The following is a 19,601-nucleotide window of genomic DNA, read 5'->3' on the forward strand; positions in this document are numbered from 1 at the left end:
GAGATGGTCATGCATTTCTCTCCTTGCTTGGATTTTTTTGCCATCAAACTTAAATGAAAGCTGTTGCTCCTAGCGCAAGGTGCGTACCAATCCGTTTACGCCATTTTCTAATTAGCTGAAAAGTTTCAATAAATGCCATTTGTCCCCACCAAAACATATCGCTGACCAAGCACTAAAAAAACGCCCCTTGCTGGGTCATCCTGTCCCTGAGTGGGTCGTGATGACCCAATCCTTTATTGATGAAATGATCCATGGCCATGTAGTTCTCGGAACCGAAGGACAGCTTTTTTGAATGTTTACCGAGAAAAACATACAAGTTGCTTCCAATGGGCCGAATATTGCGTGTACGATATTTTTTGGCAGACAAACACTTGGAATCGATTGAAAACCCGAGCAATGAAAAACCATAGAAGGTTATGACGAAAAAAATTCTGATCTGCGATGACGAAGAAGGGATGCGCCGCTACCTCAGCAAGATGCTGAAAAACTGGGGCTACCAGACCGAAAGCTTTGCCAGCCCCGTGCTGCTACTGAAAAGTCTTCAGGAACTTGACACTACTCCTGACCTGTTATTGCTTGATGTCAAAATGCCCGAGATGGACGGAATCGAAGTGCTTAAGCAATTGAAAAACCAGCCTTCTCAGCTGCCGGTGATTATAATGACCGGCCATGGCACCATCGAGTCAGCCGTCGAGGCGATGAAAATCGGTGCCTACGATTATCTGACCAAGCCGTTTCCGCAGGAAAAGCTGTTTGCTGTAGTGAAACATGCCTTGGAGCAACATCGGCTGCGGGAAGAGAATTCTGCCCTGAAGAAAGAACTGCGAGAACAGAAGGTTCCAGAGACTCCTGTTTTTCGCAGCGATAAATTCCGTCAGGCCTATGACTTGGCGATCGCTGTAGCCGACAGCGATTCAAGCGTGTTGGTGCTGGGTGAAAGCGGCACCGGCAAAGAACTGGTTGCTGCAGCCATTCACTATGTCAGCCCGCGCAGAGAGAACCGGTTTCTGGCCATCAACTGTGCGGCCCTTTCAGATAACCTTTTGGAAAGTCAACTGTTCGGGCACGTGAAGGGCGCCTTTACAGGTGCCGTGCAAGCGCAAAAAGGGTTGCTTGAAGAGACCGATCAGGGGACACTATTTCTTGACGAGGTCGGTGAATTAAGCCCGTCGTTGCAGGCCAAGTTGCTGCGGGCATTGCAAGAGGGAGAGTTTATCCCGGTCGGTTCGACCAAAACCAAAAAGGTTGATGTCCGATTTGTTGCCGCAACCAACAAAAACCTTCAGGAGGAAGTCGCCGCCGGTCGCTTCCGTGAGGATCTGTTCTATCGGCTCAATGTGATCAGCATCGAACTGCCACCGTTACGGGAGCGAAGTGAAGATATAGAGCCTCTGGCCGAACATTTTTTAAAGAAGATCGCCAACAAGAGTCGGCGTAGTGTCGAAGGGATTGAACCGGAGGCGCTAGAGGCATTGAAAAACTACCACTGGCCTGGCAATGTCCGGGAGTTGGAGAACGTCATGGAGCGTTGCAGTATCCTCGCGCGTGGCGGGATGATAGCTAGCTCCCACCTGCCTTTTGCTACCCAACCGGAGTCGCACGTGGCGGAAGATGCGTTGCCGCTTAACCTGCGTGATACAGAGCGGCTGCAGGTGATCCGGGCCTTGAAAGAGACCAAGTGGAATAAAAGCCGCGCTGCCGAACTCCTCGGCGTGACCCGCAAAACTATCGATCGGAAGATCAAAGAGTTCGATCTCAATCAATCCGAGTTGCTTGACTGATGACCAGCCCGTTCCGTGCAAGTTTTCGTTCGATCCGCGGCAAGCTGACCTTGGCCGCCGTTGCGCCGCTGGTGCTGATTCTGCTGCTGGTGGCATTGGCTGCCTCCTACCTGATCAATGCTTCGATCGTCAACCAGACCCAGAAACAGATCCGCAACGATTTGAATGCTGCGCGTGTTGTCCTCGAGCAGGAGCAGCAGCGTCTGCATGAGGTGGTTCGTTTTACCGCCCGCTCGACCAGTTTGGCTCAGGCGATGGAGACCGGCGATCAGCGGTTGTTGGCCAGCGAGTTGGCCGCGATCAGGCAACAGGAAAAACTGGATATTCTGAATGTGACCGATTTTTCTGGCAACATGCTGCTGTCGGCGACAGCAAACCATTTGCCGCAAGTCGTAAGCTTTGTGGAGGGCGCGCTTAAGACCGGGCACTATCACGGCACGGTATTGTTGAGTGAATCGGAACTGCGCCGCGAAAACCTAGAGCTGGCAAAAAGGGCGCAGATTTATGGCCCGGTTCAGTCGGCAGCCCCGCTTGAGCGGCGGGGGATGTTTCTGCTTGCCGCCATCCACGTACTCAGTCCGCAAGGCAAACCGATCGGCTGCCTTTACGGCGGCATCATGCTGAACAACAATTTGGCGCTGGTTGACCGGATCAATCAGCTGGTTTACGGGCAGGATAAATTCGAAGGGATTGCCGTTGGCAGCGCAACGATCTTTCTTGACCAGTTGCGAATAGCGACGACCGTTCGTTTGAAAAACGGAGAGCGGGCTCTCGGCACCCGTGTTTCGAATGAAGTTGCCGAAGCGGTTTTGCAACGCGGTGAAAGCTGGCTGGCACGCGCTCTTGTTGTCAACGAGTGGTATTTGACCGCCTATGAACCGATTTTCGATGTCACAGACAAAGCGATTGGTGCGCTTTATGTCGGCATGCTGGAAAAACCGTTGGTTGCGGTTAAAATTCGTGCTTTTTTGACCCTTTTGGGGTTCTTGATTTTAGGGTGTGTGCTTGGTGGCCTTTTGGCCGGCTGGTTTGCCCGGCGTTTATCGCGACCGGTATTGGCTTTAGCGAACTCGGCGGAAAGGATTGCCGGTGGCGAACGGGATATCCCTTTGCCGGTCGCTGGGCAGGATGAGATCGGTCACTTGACCGAGGCGTTTGCTGATATGACCAACGCGCTGAAAAAAAGTGACGAAGAACTGCAGGTTTTGAATCGGCAGCTTGAGCAGAAGGTCGCTGAGCGGACTTCACAGCTGGAGGAGAAAAGTTTACAGTTGATCAAAGCTCAGGAGCAACTGCTGCGGCATGAAAAACTGGCGGCGATCGGTTCACTGGCGACCGGTGTCGCTCATGAAATCAACAACCCGGCGGCGATCATCCGTGGCAATGTTGAAATTTTACAGATGAGCCTCGCTGCTGATGCGCCCGAACAGGAAGAGGCACGGGAGATCATGAATCAGGTTGAGCGGGTTTCTCTGATCACGAAAAACCTCCTCAGTTTTGCCGGTCGTCAGGAGCTGAATTCTGAACAGGTTGAAGTTAATCAATTACTTGAAGAAATACTTGCTCAAATCAGCCACCAGCAACCTTTTGGACAGGTCCGAATCGAGCGCCAGCTGGAGAAGCTGCCGATGATACCCGGTGATCATGAACGTTTGCGGCAGGTATTTACCAATATCATCCTCAATGCTTTGCAGGCGATGCAGGGCGAGGGAATTCTCAAGTTGGTTTCCTATGCTGAAGCGGAAAATGTCGTCATCAGAATCTCAGACACTGGGCCGGGCGTCAGCCAAGAGGAAAAGGAAAAGATCTTCAATCCTTTTTTCACCACTAAAAAGAGTGGAACCGGGCTGGGTCTTTCGGTCAGCTACGGTATTATCCAGGCGCATGAAGGAAACATCGAATTGGTTGCAGAACATGCTCCCGGAGCTTGCTTTCAAATAACCCTACCTCTGTAGAGTTCTCAAACTTCAAAAGCAGTTAAAAATCTTGATTTACAACGCCTCTTAATGACAATATGCAAGATTTGTGAATCGACGCTGTTTGCCGCTTCCGCTTCTGGGGCGAAGAATTTATTGGCATCTTACTTTTTCAAGTGAAATATCGACAGAAATATGCATCTCGATTGTACGAAGTTTCATTGTGATCTCAGTTCGTTGCGTAGAATTGAGGATGGTTTATTTATTGCCGAACTAGCAGGGCAGACCAGCCTTTGGCCGGTTTCCGAATTTACCGGTGATTTAACCGCAATTAAAGGGATGATCGCAGCCTGTCCCCTGGAGTCGCTTGGCGACCGTTCCTTCTGCCAGGATCATGGTATCCGTTATGCCTATATCGGTGGTTCGATGGCAAAGGGGATCAGTTCGGTGGCAATGGCGAAAGCGTTCGGTCATTCCGGAATGTTAGGCTTTTTCGGTTCTGCTGGCCTGTCTCTGGAACAGGTGGAAGCCGCGATCGATCAGCTGCAGGCGGAAGGACCGGATTTCCGTTTCGGTGTCAACCTGATTCACAGCCCGAATGAACCGGAACTGGAAAAGGCGCTGATCGAGCTGTATCTGCGCAAGCAGGTGCGCTTGGTAGAGGCTTCGGCGTTCATGGCGCTCAGCCTGCCGATCGTCAAGTTCCGCACTCATGGCATCTATCGTGACAACAACGACCGGATTGTCGTGCCTAACCGGGTCATCGCAAAGATCTCGCGAGAAGAGGTTGCTGCCCGTTTTATGTCGCCTCCACCGGAGAAAATGCTCAACCAGCTGGTCGCGTCCGGCGACCTGACCGCTGATCAGGCGGAACTGGCAAAACAAATCCCGATGGCGCAGGACATTACCGTGGAGGCTGATTCCGGTGGCCACACCGACAACCGCCCGGCCTTGGCCCTGTTCCCGACTATCAAGGCGCAGACCATCCAGCTCCAACAGCAGTTTGGTTACCCGCAACCGTTGCGGGTCGGTTTGGGAGGCGGTATCGCCACGCCAGCTTCGGCTGTTGCCGCATTGTCGATGGGGGCTGCTTATCTGGTGACCGGCACAGTCAATCAGGCCTGTGTCGAGTCCGGCACCTGCGATACGGTACGGCAGATGTTGGCGGAAACCCGGCAGGCCGATATCACCATGGCTCCCTCCGGCGATATGTTCGAGCTGGGGGTTAAGGTTCAGGTTGTCAAGCGCGGCACCATGTTTTCGATCCGGGCGCACAAGCTGTACGAACTGTACCGGGCTTACGACAGCATCGACGCTCTGCCGGTTGATGAGCGGGACAAGCTGGAAAAGACTTTTTTCCGCGCTCCCCTGAACAGAATTTGGGAACAAACCCGCAGCTATTTTGCGGTGCGCGATCCACGCCAGAACGAAAAGGCGGAAGCCGATCCAAAATACAAGATGGCGCTGGTGTTTCGCTGGTATCTCGGCCAATCTCCGGTTTGGGCGAACCAAGGCGAACCGAGCCGCAAAATCGACTATCAGATCTGGTGCGGTCCGGCGATAGGCGCTTTTAACGAGTGGGCAAAAGGCTCTTTTATGGAGGCACCAGCGGATCGCAAAGTGGTCGATGTTGCCTACAATATCCTCTTTGGCGCAGCGGTGTTGATGCGCGCCAATCAATTGCAACAACAGAGTGGTGTCGTTGCCGTTACCGACCCTGCTCCCCCTTTGCCAGTAACGCAAATCAAGGAGTTTCTCAGTTGAAGAACCACAGCGGAGAAAATATCGAACAGCCTGCCCCATCCACCCCATTGGCGATTGTCGGAATCGGCAGTCTTTTCCCTCAAGCAGGTGACACAGGGGTTTTCTGGTCGAATATAAAAGCGGGTGTTGATGCGATCACTGAAGTTCCTGAAAGTCACTGGCGCTCCGAAGACTATTTCGATGCCGATCCGAAAACTCCCGATCACGTCTACGCCAAGTGTGGCGGTTTTCTTTCGCCGGTTGACTTCAACCCGATGGAATACGGGATTTTGCCGAACGCGTTGGAGGCGATCGACACCTCGCAGCTGCTCGGGCTGGTCGCCGTCGAGCAGGCTCTGCGTGATGCTGGCTACGCTTCCGGAAAGGAATTCGATCGGGATAAGGTCAGCGTCATTCTCGGTGTTACCGGCACGCTGGAACTGGTTATCCCGCTCGGCGCCCGGCTTGGTTTCCCCCGCTGGCGAGAAGCGCTGAGAGACGCCGGTATTGCAGATCATATTGCCGAAGATGTGATGCAGCGGATCGCCGATTCCTACGTTCCCTGGCAGGAAAACTCCTTTCCGGGGTTGCTCGGCAACGTGGTTGCCGGCCGGATCAGTAAGCATTTCGATTTCGGCGGCACCAACTGCGTGGTCGATGCCGCCTGTGGCAGCTCGTTGAGCGCCATAAATCTTGCCTCCCTGGAGCTCCAGTCCGGCAAGGCGGACATGGTGGTCGCCGGTGGGATCGATACCTTTAACGATATCTTCATGTACACCTGTTTCAGCAAGACCCCGGCCCTGTCGCCGTCCGGTCATGCCCGTCCCTTTGATTCAGAGTCGGACGGCACCACCCTTGGTGAAGGATTGGGGATTGTGGTCCTCAAACGGCTGGCCGATGCAGAGGCTGCAGGTGATCGGATCTATGCGGTCATCAAAGGGGTTGGTTCCTCGAGCGATGGCCGCGGATCGGCGATTTACGAGCCGAGTGCAAGCGGACAAACAAATGCGTTGCGCCGGGCTTATCAGCAGGCGGGGATAACTCCCGATACCATCGAGCTGATTGAAGCACATGGCACCGGCACCAAGGTCGGCGATGCGATAGAGGTTTCGGCGCTGAAAGAGGTGTTCGGGGCCGCCGGGACACCCTATTGCGCCATCGGTTCGATCAAATCGCAGATCGGGCATACTAAGGCTGCTGCCGGGTCTGCAGGCCTGATCAAGGCGGCATTGGCTCTGCATCACAAGGTGCTGCCGCCGACCATCAAGGTAAAAAAGCCGCAGGATGTACTGCTTGCGTCAGACAGCCCGTTCTATGTCAACACCGAATTGCGCCCCTGGATTCCACGTGCCGAGCACCCGCGCCGTGCCGGGGTCAGCGCCCTTGGTTTTGGTGGCAGTAATTTCCACTGTCTGCTGGAGGAATATCAGGCCGAAAAATCGGTCGTCGACTGGGACGGCGTGGTACAGATCGCCGCTTTCAGTGCAATGGATCGGTCTGGACTGAGCGCAGTTCTGCGAGAATTTCCGGTCGATGGCGACTGGTCGCAGCTGCGGCTGGCTGCTGCAGAAAGCCGAGAAAAATTTGACAGTAATCAGCCGATGCGGCTGTCGCTGGTGATCGAAAACGGCAAGACCAGTCGTGCCGGCCAACTGAAAACAGCCTTGATGATGCTGGAGAGCAAATCTGACCAGGATATCTGGAGTACTCCGGACGGATGTTATTTTTCTGCCGTCGATACTTCAGGTAATCTGGCGATGTTGTTTCCAGGGCAGGGTGCGCAATACACCGGCATGCTCAAGGACTTTGCGTTGCAGTTCCCGGCTGCGCTCGGTGAATTGCAGGTTGCCGAGCGCAGCTTTTCTGCAGCAACCGGCAAAGGTGCCGGTCGTCTGATCGACAAAATATATCCGCTGCCGACTTTTAGCGTCGAAGCTGCAGAACAGCGTGAAGTCGAACTACGTGCGACGGAAAGCGCACAACCGGCACTTGGAGCGGTCAGCTTGGCAATAAAGGCGGTGTTGGCTGGCTTCGGCGTCTCTGCCGAGGCTTATGCCGGGCACAGCTATGGAGAACTGACAGCACTCTGTGCAGCCGGGGTGCTCTCACAGCAGGATCTGCATTTACTCTCGCGGCTGCGCGGCGAGTTGATGGCCGCCGGGAGCGGTGACCGTGGTTCGATGCTGGCAGTTTCCGCGCCGCTCGCCGAGGTTGAGCAGTTCCTTGCCGAGCAGCAACTGAAGCTGGTGCTTGCCAACCGTAACACCCCGGAGCAGGCGGTACTGTCCGGTGCGACGGCTGAAATTGAAAAAGCGGCTGCGCTACTTGAACAGCAGGGGATGCGGTTCAAGCGCCTGGCGGTATCGGCCGCTTTCCACAGTGAACTGGTCGCTGATGCCAGCGTGCCTTTCGGCGAAAAGATGCAGCAGGTCACCTTCGGCAAGGCGATGGCAAACGTTTATGCCAACACCACCGGCAAGATTTACCCGGCTGACACCGCCAAAGCAAAACAGTTGCTGGCCGAACAGCTTGCCAAGCCGGTCGATTTTGTCACCGAGATCGAGAATATGTACAAGGCCGGAATCCGCACCTTTGTTGAGGTCGGCCCTGGAGCCCGTCTGACCGGCATGGTTAAAGCGATCCTTGGCGACCGCGAATATCACGCCATGGCAGTCGATTCCTCCAATGGCAAGCGCTCCGGCACTGTCGATCTTGCCCGTGTGCTGGCCGAACTGAGCAGCCTTGGTTGCAATATCGACCTCAACCTTTGGGATGCCGGATATCTGGAGGCGCAACGCCAGTTGTCGCCGAAGAAGAAAGGGATGACGGTTCAGCTGTCCGGGGCCAACTATTTCAAAGCACCAGCGAAGCGGCCTCCATTGCCGAAAACCGCTCAACCGGCTGTGGCACAGACACTGGCATCAACCCAGTCGGCAGATCAAACTCCGACAGGTCACCCGCCGGTTTCTTCAGTCGCAGGAGATTCCTCATCGCTGCAGCAAGCGTTACTAATGACCCAGCAGAGCATGCAGGCATTACAAGAGCTACAGGAACAGACATCCCGCTTGCACCAGCAGTATCTGCAAGGGCAGGAGTCGGCGACCAAATCGTTCCTGAACTTGGTTGAACAGCAGCGCAACCTGTTGCAGGGCGTGCCGCTCTCAGCCCAGCCGGAAGCCACAGCAGCGCAACCCGTGACACTGCTGCAGCCGGAGAAGCAAACAGCTATACCTCCTCAGCTATCGGTTGAAGCAGTTCCGGTTGCTCAACCGGCGCAACAGACAACAGCTGCCGCTCCTGTTATCGATTCCGGCAAGGTGAGCAGAACTCTGCTCAGTGTGATTGCCGAGAAGACCGGTTATCCGCAAGAAATGTTGGAGCTGGAGATGAGCCTCGATGCCGACCTCGGGATCGATTCGATCAAGCGGGTTGAGATCCTTTCCGCGTTGCAGGAGAAATTACCCGAGGCCCCGGCGGTCAAACCGGAAGACCTCGGTACTCTGCAAACCCTGGGGCAGATCGTTGAACATCTGAATGCCGGCATGCCGAAGGCGGCCAGCCTTGCCGCAACTCCCGTTGCAGCAACTACCACGGCAGATACGGTCAAGATTGCCAACGTGTTGTTTACAGTGATAGCCGAGAAGACAGGTTATCCGGTCGAGATGTTGGAAATGGAGATGTCTCTCGATAGCGATCTCGGGATCGATTCGATCAAGCGGGTTGAGATCCTCTCCGCGCTGCAGGAACAATTACCCGAGGCTCCGGCGGTTAAACCCGAAGATCTGGGTGTGTTGCAAACGCTGGGGCAGATCGTCGAACATCTGAGAGCTGGGATGCCACAAACGACAAGTGTAGCCCCAGTTCCTGCTGCTGGTATCTCAGGTGACCAGGTGGCATCGGTGCTGCTGAAAGTGATCGCTGAGAAGACCGGCTATCCGCAGGAAATGCTGGAAATGGAGATGGCGCTTGACACCGACCTCGGGATCGATTCAATCAAGCGGGTCGAAATCCTTTCCGCACTGCAGGAACAATTACCCGAGGCTCCGGCGGTCAAACCGGAAGATTTAGGTGTGCTGCAAACCCTCGGGCAGATTGTTGAACACTTGAGTGCAGCGGGGTCTGCCGCTGCAGCACCAGCCGTAATGAGTGGCATTAGCAGTACCCAGGTAGCTTCGGTGCTGCTGGAAGTGATTGCTGAAAAGACCGGCTATCCGCAGGAGATGCTGGAGATGGAGATGGCGCTCGATAGCGACCTCGGGATCGATTCGATCAAGCGGGTTGAGATCCTCTCCGCACTGCAGGAAAAACTGCCGGAAGCCCCGGCGGTTAAACCTGAAGATTTAGGCGTGTTGCAAACCCTCGGGCAGATCGTTGAGCATCTGGCAGCAACCACTCAGCCGAAATCTGGGATCTCATCGCAGCCGGTTTCCCAGTTGGGGCAGATCGACCGGAATATGGTAGCGACCACGCTTCTGGGGGTAATTGCCGAGAAGACTGGCTATCCGGTAGAAATGCTTGAATTGGAAATGGCGCTCGACAGCGACCTGGGGATCGATTCGATCAAACGGGTCGAGATCCTTTCCGCATTGCAGGAAAAACTTCCGGGCGCACCGGCGATCAAACCAGAGCACCTGGGTACCTTGCAGACAGTCGCCCAAATAGTCGATTTCCTTGCCAGCGTCAGCGGTACCGGCGAGAGCAAGCAGGAAGATGCTGGCGTTGTTCCAGCGGCAGCTGGCATCAGTCGACAGGTTTTGAAAGTGATTCCTTTGCAGAACAAGTCTGCTCGCGAGCTGTTGCCGTTGCCGGTTGGCGGCCAGGTGCTGGTCACTGACGATGGCTCTGATTTGACTCAGGCGATATGCGACCAATTCGCAGCGAAGAATCTCCAACCGATTATTATCAAGCGGCAGGATATGGCGAGCTGTGTCATCCCGGAACAAATGGCGGGCCTTGTGATACTGACTCCTGTCGAGGGAACCGATACTAGTTTTATCGAAACAGCGTTCAGTCTGGTACAAAAGGCAGCGCAGAGCTTGAATGCGACTGCAGATCAAACAGCAGCTTTTTTCACAACTGTATCGCGCCTCAACGGGTATTTTGGCTTGCAACCGGGAGGTAAATCAATTGATCCCGTCTCGGGTGGGCTGGCGGGGCTTGCTAAAACCGCTGGCCATGAATGGGCGCAGGTGGAGTGCAAAACCCTTGATCTTTCAGCTGACATGACAGACAGTTCGCAAGCTGCGGCGTTGATCGCTGGGGAAGCTTTAACGGTCGGCCCGCGAGAGGTCGGCATCTCCACCCAAGGCTTGCAAGGTCTCAAGTTGTCCGAGGTGAGATTGAGTAGTGAAGAGTCAGCGTTGCCGGTTGTCGCAGGTGATTTGGTGGTGGTCAGTGGTGGTGCTCGTGGCGTGACCGCTGAAGTGGCCATCAAATTGGCGGAGGCGAGCAAGGCGACCCTGTTGCTGCTGGGCCGCAGTCCGTTGCCGGAAGCTGAGCCGGATTGGTTGCAGGGTTTGACCGACGAAACCCAAATTAAGCAGGCGCTGGTTGCCAATTCGGTTGTTCCTTTGAAACCGCGTGATGTTGCGGAACGCTATCAGCAGATCAGTAGCAACCGTGAAGTCAGCTATACCCTGCAGCGGATCGAAACTGCCGGTGGCAAAGCGATTTACCGGTCGGTCGATCTGCGTAATGCCGAAAATGTCTGTTCGGTCATCGAGGAAGTCCGCCAACAGCATGGGCCAGTAAAAGGACTTATCCATGGCGCCGGTGTACTGGCGGACAGGTTGATAAAAGATAAGACAATCGAGCAGTTCCGTTCTGTTTATTCAACCAAGATCGAGGGGTTGAGTGCGCTACTTTGTGCTGTCGGTGAAGATATGCTGAAATTCATGGTGATGTTTTCGTCTTCGACCGGACGCTTCGGCCGGACCGGGCAGGTCGATTATGCGATAGCCAATGAAATCCTGAACAAACAGGCGCAACAGCAGGCCTTGCTGAGGCCCGATTGTAGGGTGTTGTCGCTTAACTGGGGGCCTTGGGATGGTGGCATGGTGACCCCGGCGTTGAAAAAGGTGTTCGAGCAGGAAGGGATCTCGGTGATCGATTTGTCGGCCGGGGCTGATTATCTGGTGCGCGAAATAGCCACTCCACCCGGCGGACCGGTTGAGTTGGTGATCCTTGGCAGTGAGACGGAAGAAGCAGCAGTCGAGGAAAGCCCCTCACATCAGAATATCTATGTTTCCAAAGCCTTCGATCTCGATCTTTCGATTGAGCAGTATCCGTTCCTCAAGTCACATGTTCTCGACGGCAAGGCGGTTTTGCCGATGGCGGTGATCGTCGAATGGATGGCACATGGGGCGATTCACAATAACCCAGGCCTGCGTTTCCATGGCTTTAATGACCTGCGGATTCTCAAAGGGGTCAAGTTGGAGAACGGAAAAACGCACAACCTGCAGGTAATGACCGGCAAGGCGATTAAGAGTGACGGCATGCACGTGGTACCGGTGGAACTGTCGGGGACTGCGGGTAATGGTCTGGAGTCCGTTCATGCGCGCGCCAAGATTGTTCTTGCCAGCCGGTTGCCGGAAGCCAAACCAGTGGCCGCAAAGTTGGAACTGGATGACTACCCGCGTTCGCTTGCTGAACTCTATCAACCGGATCGGCTGTTCCATGGCCCTGATTTCCATGGCATCCGTGAGGTTCTAGGTTGCTCAGCCGAGGGAATCACCACCCTGGTCGCGCCGGCTCCTCAGCCGAAACAGTGGGTTAATCAGCCGTTGCGCAACAACTGGCTGGCCGATCCGTTGGCGCTTGACTGCAGCTTCCAGATGATGATCCTCTGGAGCTTCGAACAGTACAAAGCGGGCTCTCTGCCGGTCTACACAGGCCGTTATCGCCAATATCAGGACAGCTTCCCGACTTCCGGAGCGGAAGTACGGGTGCGGGTTACTGAGCAGAGCGCCAGCAAGGCGACCGCTGAGATCGATTTCGTTGATCCATTGACGGGAGAGCTGATCGGTCGGATCGAGGATTACGAATGTGTCATCGATGTTTCCTTGAATGAAAGCTTCCAGCGCAACAAGCTGCAGGGAGTTGCCTGAGCATGATGCACGGAAAATCTGTTGCGATTGTCGGGGTCGGTGGTTCTTTCCCAAAATCACCGACCCTGGATCATTTCTGGCAGAATATTGTTTCGGGCGTCGATACCGCCGGTTCGCCACCGGATGGGCGCTGGTTGCTCGATCTGGAGCAGGCGTACGACCCGGAGGTCGGTGTTGCTGACAAGGTCTATTCGAAAAAGGCCTGTTTTCTCACCGATGAAGGCGATACGCGCAGCATCCCCGGCATCGATATCGATGCCGATTTTCTTGCCGGGCTCGATCCGATGTTTCGGCTTCTGTTGCGCACCGGTTCCCAAGCCTTTGCCGATGCAAAAACCGAACAACTGGATCGCAACCGCACCGGGATCATCATCGGTAACCTGGCGCTGCCGAGTGAGAAGTCTTCGGCCATGGCACGGGAGTATCTGGGACGGACCTTTGCCGAGAAGCTCCTCGGCAAAGCAGTATGCTCGACCGAAGGACCGATCGATCCGCTGAACCGTTATGTCGCCGGTCTGCCGGCCGGGATGTTGGCCAAGGCGCTCGGCCTAGGTGGCACCTGTTTCACCATCGATGCCGCCTGCGCTTCCTCCCTTTACGCCATCAAGCTGGCGGTCGACGAACTGCTTGCCGGTCGTGCCGATGCGATGCTCGCCGGTGGACTCTCTCGACCCGATTCCCTTTACACGCAGATGGGCTTTTCGCAGTTGCGGGCCTTGTCTCCGACCGGAATCTGCTCGCCGTTCGATAAAAACGGCAACGGTCTGGTTGTCGGTGAAGGGTGTGGGATCTTTGTTTTAAAGCGGACTGAGGATGCTGTACGTAGCGGTGACAACATCTACGCGGTGATTCGCGGTATCGGCCTGTCAAACGATATCGGCGGGAGCCTTCTCGCACCGGTCTCCGAGGGGCAGGTGAGAGCGATGCGGGCTGCCTATAAGCAGGCGGGATGGACTCCTCAGGATGTAGACCTGATCGAGTGTCACGCCACCGGCACACCGGTAGGGGACGCGGTCGAATTCTCAAGCCTGAAGAGCTTATGGGGTGGGAAAGGCTGGCAGCGACAGCAGTGCGTACTTGGTTCGGTTAAATCAAATATCGGCCATCTTCTGACTGCTGCCGGTTCCGCCGCGCTGATGAAAACGCTTCTGGCATTCAAAAATCAGACTCTGCCGCCGACCGCCAACTATTCCAGCCCTGCTGATGGGATCGATATGGGTAACAGCCCGTTCTGCGTGCTGAATCAAGCCAAATCCTGGCAACTACGCAAACCGGGGCGAGGCCGGCGGGCTGCGATCAGCGCCTTCGGCTTCGGTGGCATCAACGCGCACTTGCTGGTGGAAGAGTGGTTGCCACAGAAATCGACCAAAAGTTCCGTTACTTATCTGCCGATCAATCGGAAAAAATCACAGCCGGTGGCAATTGTTGGTATGGGGACTCACTTCGGCCCCTGGGACAGCCTGGAGAAATTTCAGGAGCGAGTCTTTGGTGGTGATGAGAAAATTGAGCCGACAGCGCCGGGAAATTGGTGGGGGAGTGAGCAAAGTTACTGGTTTGAAGATCTTGCCGAACTGAAGCGGTCATTTAAAGGTCATTTTGTGCCGGAAGCAGCGGTCAAGCCGGGACAGTTCCGGATTCCGCCTACCGAACTGGTTGAGATGTTGCCGCGTCAACTGCTGATGCTCAATGTTGCCGATCAGGCGTTGCAGGATGCCGGGTTGCGTAACGAGGATCAACTGTTCACCGGCGTCTTTGTCGGCACCGGACTTGATCTTAATGCGACCAACTTTACTTTTCGCTGGAGTATACAGAAATTGGCGAAAGGTTGGGCGGAAGAACTTGGCCTCCATTTGTCCAATGATGAGTTGGATGTCTGGGTTGCTGAGTTGCGGAACGCCGCCGGTCCAGCCCTGTCGGCAAATCGGGTCATGGGAGCCCTCGGAAGTATAGTGGCCAGCAGGATTGCCAAGGAATTCAAGGTAGGCGGACCTAGCTTTACTCTCTCCAGTGAGGAGAACTCAGGGCTGCGCGCCCTAGAAGTAGGTATCCGGGCTTTGCAAGAGGGCTCGATCAACCGGGCGATTGTCGGCGCGGTTGACATGGCCGGCGACCTGCGTTCGGTTCTCGGTCAGCATGCTTCAATGCCGTTTTCCGTCAAGGGGAAAATCAAACCTTTCGCGCAGGATGCCGACGGTACCCTGATCGGGGAAGGGGCCGCGGCGGTCGTTCTTAAAAGACTGGAAGATGCCAAGCAGGATGGCGACCGGATTTATGCCGTGATTAAAGGCGTCGGTACTTCAGTCGGCGGTAGTTGCGATTCTGCCCAACCGCAGCCAGCTGTGTACAGTAGCGCCTTGCAACAAGCCTGCAGCGATGCCGGAACCGGCCCGGGAAAAGTCAGCTACCTGGAAACTTCCGGCAGCGGCATTCCGTACGAAGATCAATTGGAATCGCATGTGCTGGGCGAGTTTTTCGGCAGGCAGGAGGGCTCCCCTTGCTATGTCGGTAGCGTAAAAGCCGATATCGGTCATGCCGGTGCCGCAGCGGGGTTGGCTGCTCTGGCCAAAACCGCTCTCTGCCTTAACAGACAAATTCTGCCACCTTTACGTAATGTTGATCATCTTCGTTATGAGTGGATTCGCGGTAAGCGCAAATTCATGTTGCCTGCCGGGCCGCAGTTCTGGCTGCACAACCGTGCGGAAGGACGGCGTCAGGCGTTGGTTAGTTCCGTTGGGGGCGACGGCAGTTGCTCGCATGCCGTGCTTGAATCCTACGAAGATTCCGATCTGGCTACCCCGGTTCGGCCGTTAGGGCGGCTGATGGAGGGACTGTTTGCCCTACGGGGTGATTCAGCCGCAGAACTCATTGCCCATGCCGCTGAATTGAAGGGGTTTGCTGGCCAAGGATCAACTTCTGACATCGATGCGCTGGCGTCACAGTGGCATAATTCAGGCACGCTGGCGGCCGGCAAACTCTACCTGACCTTCGTCGCCAGCACAATCGCTGAACTGGTCGAACAGATTGACTATGCGATACAATCGCTTACGGATCAGCCGGATAAGCCTTTGGGGATAAACGGCCAGCAGAACCTGCTGGCGTCGGTGCGGGATCGAGTTTTCTACAGTCCGCTTCCTTTGGCTGACGCAGGCAAGCTGGCATTTGTCTTTCCGGGATCTGGCAATCATTTCCCCGGAATGGGACGTGAACTGTCGGCACAGTGGCCGCAGGTGTTTGCCGGCCAGAATCGAGAGAGCGAGTATCTGGCAGATCAATACCAGCCGCAGCACTTCTGGGGCAGTCAGCTGTCTGAGCCGATTTACGAAGATCACAACGCGCTGGTGATCTCGCATGTGGCGCTTTGCACCGCGATCAGTGATCTGGTCAGGAGCTTCGGCATCGAACCGGCTGCGATCAGCGGTTATAGCCTCGGTGAATCCTCCGGCCTGTTTTCTTCCAGGGCCTGGCTGGAACGGGATGGTATGCTGCAGCGACTGGAGAAATCGGCTCTATTCACCGAAGACCTGGGCGGCGACTGTAAGGCTGCGGCGAAAATCTGGAACCTGCCTGCCGGTAAAAAGGCCGACTGGGTGCTCGGCATCGTCGATGCACCGGCGGAGAAGGTGCGTCAGCATCTGAACGGGAAGGACCGCGCCTACCTGCTGATCATCAACACCTACAAGGAATGCGTGGTTGGTGGTGACCGTCTGCAGGTTGAACAACTGGTGCAGGAACTCGGCTGTCACATGATTCAACTGCGTGGCGTGACTACTGTGCACTGCGGGGTGGTCAAACCGGTCGCTGAAGCGTATCGCAATCTGCACTTGTTCGACACCAGAATTCCTGAGGGGATTGATTTCTACAGTTGTGCCCGCGGCAAAACATACCAACCGAGTCGCGACAACTGCGCCGACATTATTCTTGAACAAGCGCTTGATACAATCGATTACCCGCAGGTGATCGAGCAGGCATACGTCGACGGGGTAAGGATTTTTATCGAAGTAGGGCCCGGGAATTCCTGTAGCCGGATGATCAGCAGTATCCTCGGTGATCGGCCACATCTTGCTCGGCCTACCTGTGTCGCCAATCAGAATCAGACATCGATGATTTTACGGCTGTTGGCACAGTGCCTGGCGGAAGGGGTAGCGGTAGATTTGGGGGCGCTTTATCCTGTGGTGCTAAAAGAACCAGCTGCGCCGCAAAAGCTGATTCACACTCTAATCGGCGGAAAACCATTTGAACCACCAAGGCCTGAAGTCAAAAAAGTTGCAGCGCCTGTTCAAGAAACTTCGTTTGAAGTACCTGCTGTGGCGAAACAGACGACGACGCTTAACGAGCCGGTTGCCAAACGATCATCTGCTGGGGTACAGAATCCTTTGCTGCAGCAACTGACCGAAGCGGCCGCCGCCAGTGCGATGACCCACGAAGCTTACCTGCAATTTGCCAAAACGATGGAACAGACGCTGGCCGAAAATATCAGCCTGCAGATGTCTTTGTTACAGCAGATGGCCGCCAACGGTGAACCGATTCCGCAGGTAGAACCTTTGCGGGTTGCACAACCCGTTATCGTGCCAGCGGCAGTCCCGGCTCCAGTGAAGCCTGCGCAACAGGTCGCTTTCGGCCGTGATATGTGCATGGAGTTTGCAGTCGGTTCGGTCGCCAAGATGCTTGGTCCCGAGTTTGCTGAAGTTGACAGGTATCCGACCCGTGTGCGTCTGCCGGATGAGCCGTTGATGCTGGTTGACCGTATTCTGACTGTCGAGGGCGAGCCTCGTTCAATGACCAGCGGCCGGGTGGTCACCGAACATGACGTCACCGCCGATCGCTGGTATCTGGATGGTGGGCGGATTCCGACCTGTGTGGCGGTTGAGGCGGGGCAGGCCGATCTGTTTCTCTCTGGCTACCTCGGCATCGACTTTATCCATAAAGGGAAGGCGGTTTACCGGCTGCTCGACGCGGTGGTGACCTTCCATCGCGGTCTGCCGGTGGTCGGTGACACCATCCATTACGATATCAAGATCGATCACTTCTTCCGTCAGGATCAGACCTACCTGTTCCGCTTTAACTTCGAGGCGACTGTTAACGGCGAGCCGCTGCTGTCGATGCAGAACGGTTGCGCCGGGTTCTTTACCGAAGAAGAGTTAGCGGCCGGGCAGGGGATTGTGCATACCAAGCTCGATCTGCTGTCGCAGCCGGGCAAACTGCCGAATGACTGGCGCGACTTGGTGCCGATGCAGGTGGAGAGTTATAACGAAGCTCAGGTCGATGCCCTTTACTCAGGAGATCTGGAGGCCTGCTTTGGGGAACAATTCGCGCACCTGCAGCTACAGAAACCGTACACCATGCCGGGCGGTCATCTGAAACTGGTCGACCGGGTTGTCAAGCTCGACCCGCAGGGCGGGCGCTACGGGCTGGGTCAGATCACCGCCGAAATGGATATCGATCCCAAAAACTGGTTCCTGACCTGCCATTTCGTTGATGACCGGGTCATGCCAGGCACGCTGATGTATGAGTGCTGCATGCATACTTTGCGGATCTTTCTGCTGCGGATGGGATGGGTCGGCGAAGAAGGGCAGACCTGGTGCGAACCGGTGCCCGGTGTCAACAGCGGGCTCAAATGCCGTGGGCAGGTGATTGAAACCACCAGGACGGTTACCTATCAGGTCAGCATCAAGGAGCTTGGCTACGGTCCTGAGCCGTTTGCGATTGTCGATGCGCTGATGTTTGCTGATGGCAAACCGATTGTCGAGATCCCGAACATGTCGGTGCGACTCTCCGGGCTGGATCGGCAGCAAGTGGAAGCTCTCTGGCAAGGTTTGTCCGTAACACCCTCTCTAGCGAAACCGAAGCAGGTGTTGTACGACACCGACCGCATCACTGCCTTCGCTATCGGCAATCCGTCGGAAGCCTTCGGCGAGCCATACAAGGTATTTGATAATGAGCGCAAGATCGCCCGCCTGCCGGGACCGCCGTTCCAGTTTCTTGATCGAATTGTCGCTATAAACGGCGAACCTTGGAACCTGGTGGAGGGCGTAACCATCGAGGCGGAATATGATGTGCCGCCAGATGCCTGGTATTTTGCCGCCGGACGGCAAGCGGAGATGCCGTTCAGCGTGCTGCTTGAAACCGGCCTGCAACCGTGTGGCTGGCTGGCGGCCTATCTCGGCTCGGCGCTGACCAGTGAGACCGACCTGTCATTCCGCAATCTGGACGGCAACGCCGTTCAGCACCGGGCGGTAACGCCCGAATCGGGGATTTTGACGACCAACGTCAAGATCACCCGCGTCGCCAGCAGTGGTGGCATGATCATCCAGAGCTATGATTTTGAGATCTGTGACAAACTGGGACCGGTCTACACCGGTGATACCGTGTTCGGATTCTTCTCTGCCGAATCCTTGGCGCAGCAGGTTGGTGTCCGTGGTGCGCAACCGTACCAGCCGACGGCAGTGGAAAAAGCCCGTGGAGAGCAATTTGCCTATCCGGCCGATGCGCCGTTCCCGGAAAAGAAATTGCGCATGATCGACCGGATCGATCTGTTCGTTGCCGATGGCGGACCGAATCAGCTCGGCTATATCAGCGGCTTGAAACAGGTTGATCCGGCAGAATGGTTCTTCAAGGCCCATTTCTATCAGGATCCGGTCTGTCCCGGTTCGCTCGGACTTGAATCCTTCCTGCAGCTGTTAAAAGTCGCAGCTGCGAAACGCTGGGGGGTAACGGCGGACAGCCGCTTTGAAACCATCGCCCTGCACGAGAAGCACAGCTGGAACTATCGTGGCCAGATTATCCCAAGCAACGATCAGGTAAAGGTAGAAGCGGTGATCACCTTGGTTGACGAGCAACAGAAGCTGTTGAAAGCGAACGGTTTCCTGTCGGTAGATAATAAAGTGATTTATCAACTACACGATTTTTCGTTGCGCCTGCATCCCTGATTTCTGGCGCAGATTCAATTAGATGAAACATCCATTTAAGAGCCGTGACTGGTTGGGATTGTATTTTCCCTTCTATCCACGGCTCTTTCCATGTTACAAACCTACTCCGTTAATTACCGACATTGGTTT

Annotated in this window: 5 protein-coding genes; all 5 read left to right on the forward strand. The window is 55.4% G+C overall.

From position 1 onward, the window contains the following. Window positions 1–416 precede the first annotated feature (416 nt). Window positions 417–1,781: a sigma-54 dependent transcriptional regulator gene (locus Q7J88_RS13135; RefSeq protein WP_303722688.1), complete on the forward strand. Its 1,365-nt coding sequence runs from the start codon at window positions 417–419 to the stop codon at window positions 1,779–1,781. Next, a complete protein-coding gene (locus tag Q7J88_RS13140; RefSeq protein ID WP_303722689.1) occupies window positions 1,781–3,736 on the forward strand; it encodes a cache domain-containing protein in 1,956 nt (651 codons plus the stop codon). Before Q7J88_RS13135 ends, Q7J88_RS13140 begins: the two co-directional genes overlap by 1 nt. A gap of 300 nt (window positions 3,737–4,036) precedes the next feature. Next, entirely contained in the window at window positions 4,037–5,461 is a 1,425-nt protein-coding gene (locus Q7J88_RS13145; protein ID WP_369682037.1) for a PfaD family polyunsaturated fatty acid/polyketide biosynthesis protein, read from the forward strand. Then, window positions 5,458–12,546, forward strand: a complete 7,089-nt coding sequence (locus Q7J88_RS13150; protein ID WP_303722691.1) for a type I polyketide synthase — start codon at window positions 5,458–5,460, stop codon at window positions 12,544–12,546. The genes Q7J88_RS13145 and Q7J88_RS13150 overlap by 4 nt, the downstream gene beginning before the upstream one ends. 2 nt (window positions 12,547–12,548) lie before the next feature. Beyond that, window positions 12,549–19,472 carry a beta-ketoacyl synthase N-terminal-like domain-containing protein gene (locus Q7J88_RS13155; protein WP_303722692.1) on the forward strand — a complete coding sequence of 2,308 codons (6,924 nt, stop codon included), beginning with the start codon at window positions 12,549–12,551 and terminating at the stop codon, window positions 19,470–19,472. Window positions 19,473–19,601: the final 129 nt, after the last annotated feature.

The sequence above is a fragment of the Malonomonas rubra genome (genome assembly GCF_003247215.1).
Taxonomy (GTDB): domain Bacteria; phylum Desulfobacterota; class Desulfuromonadia; order Desulfuromonadales; family Geopsychrobacteraceae; genus Malonomonas; species Malonomonas rubra_A.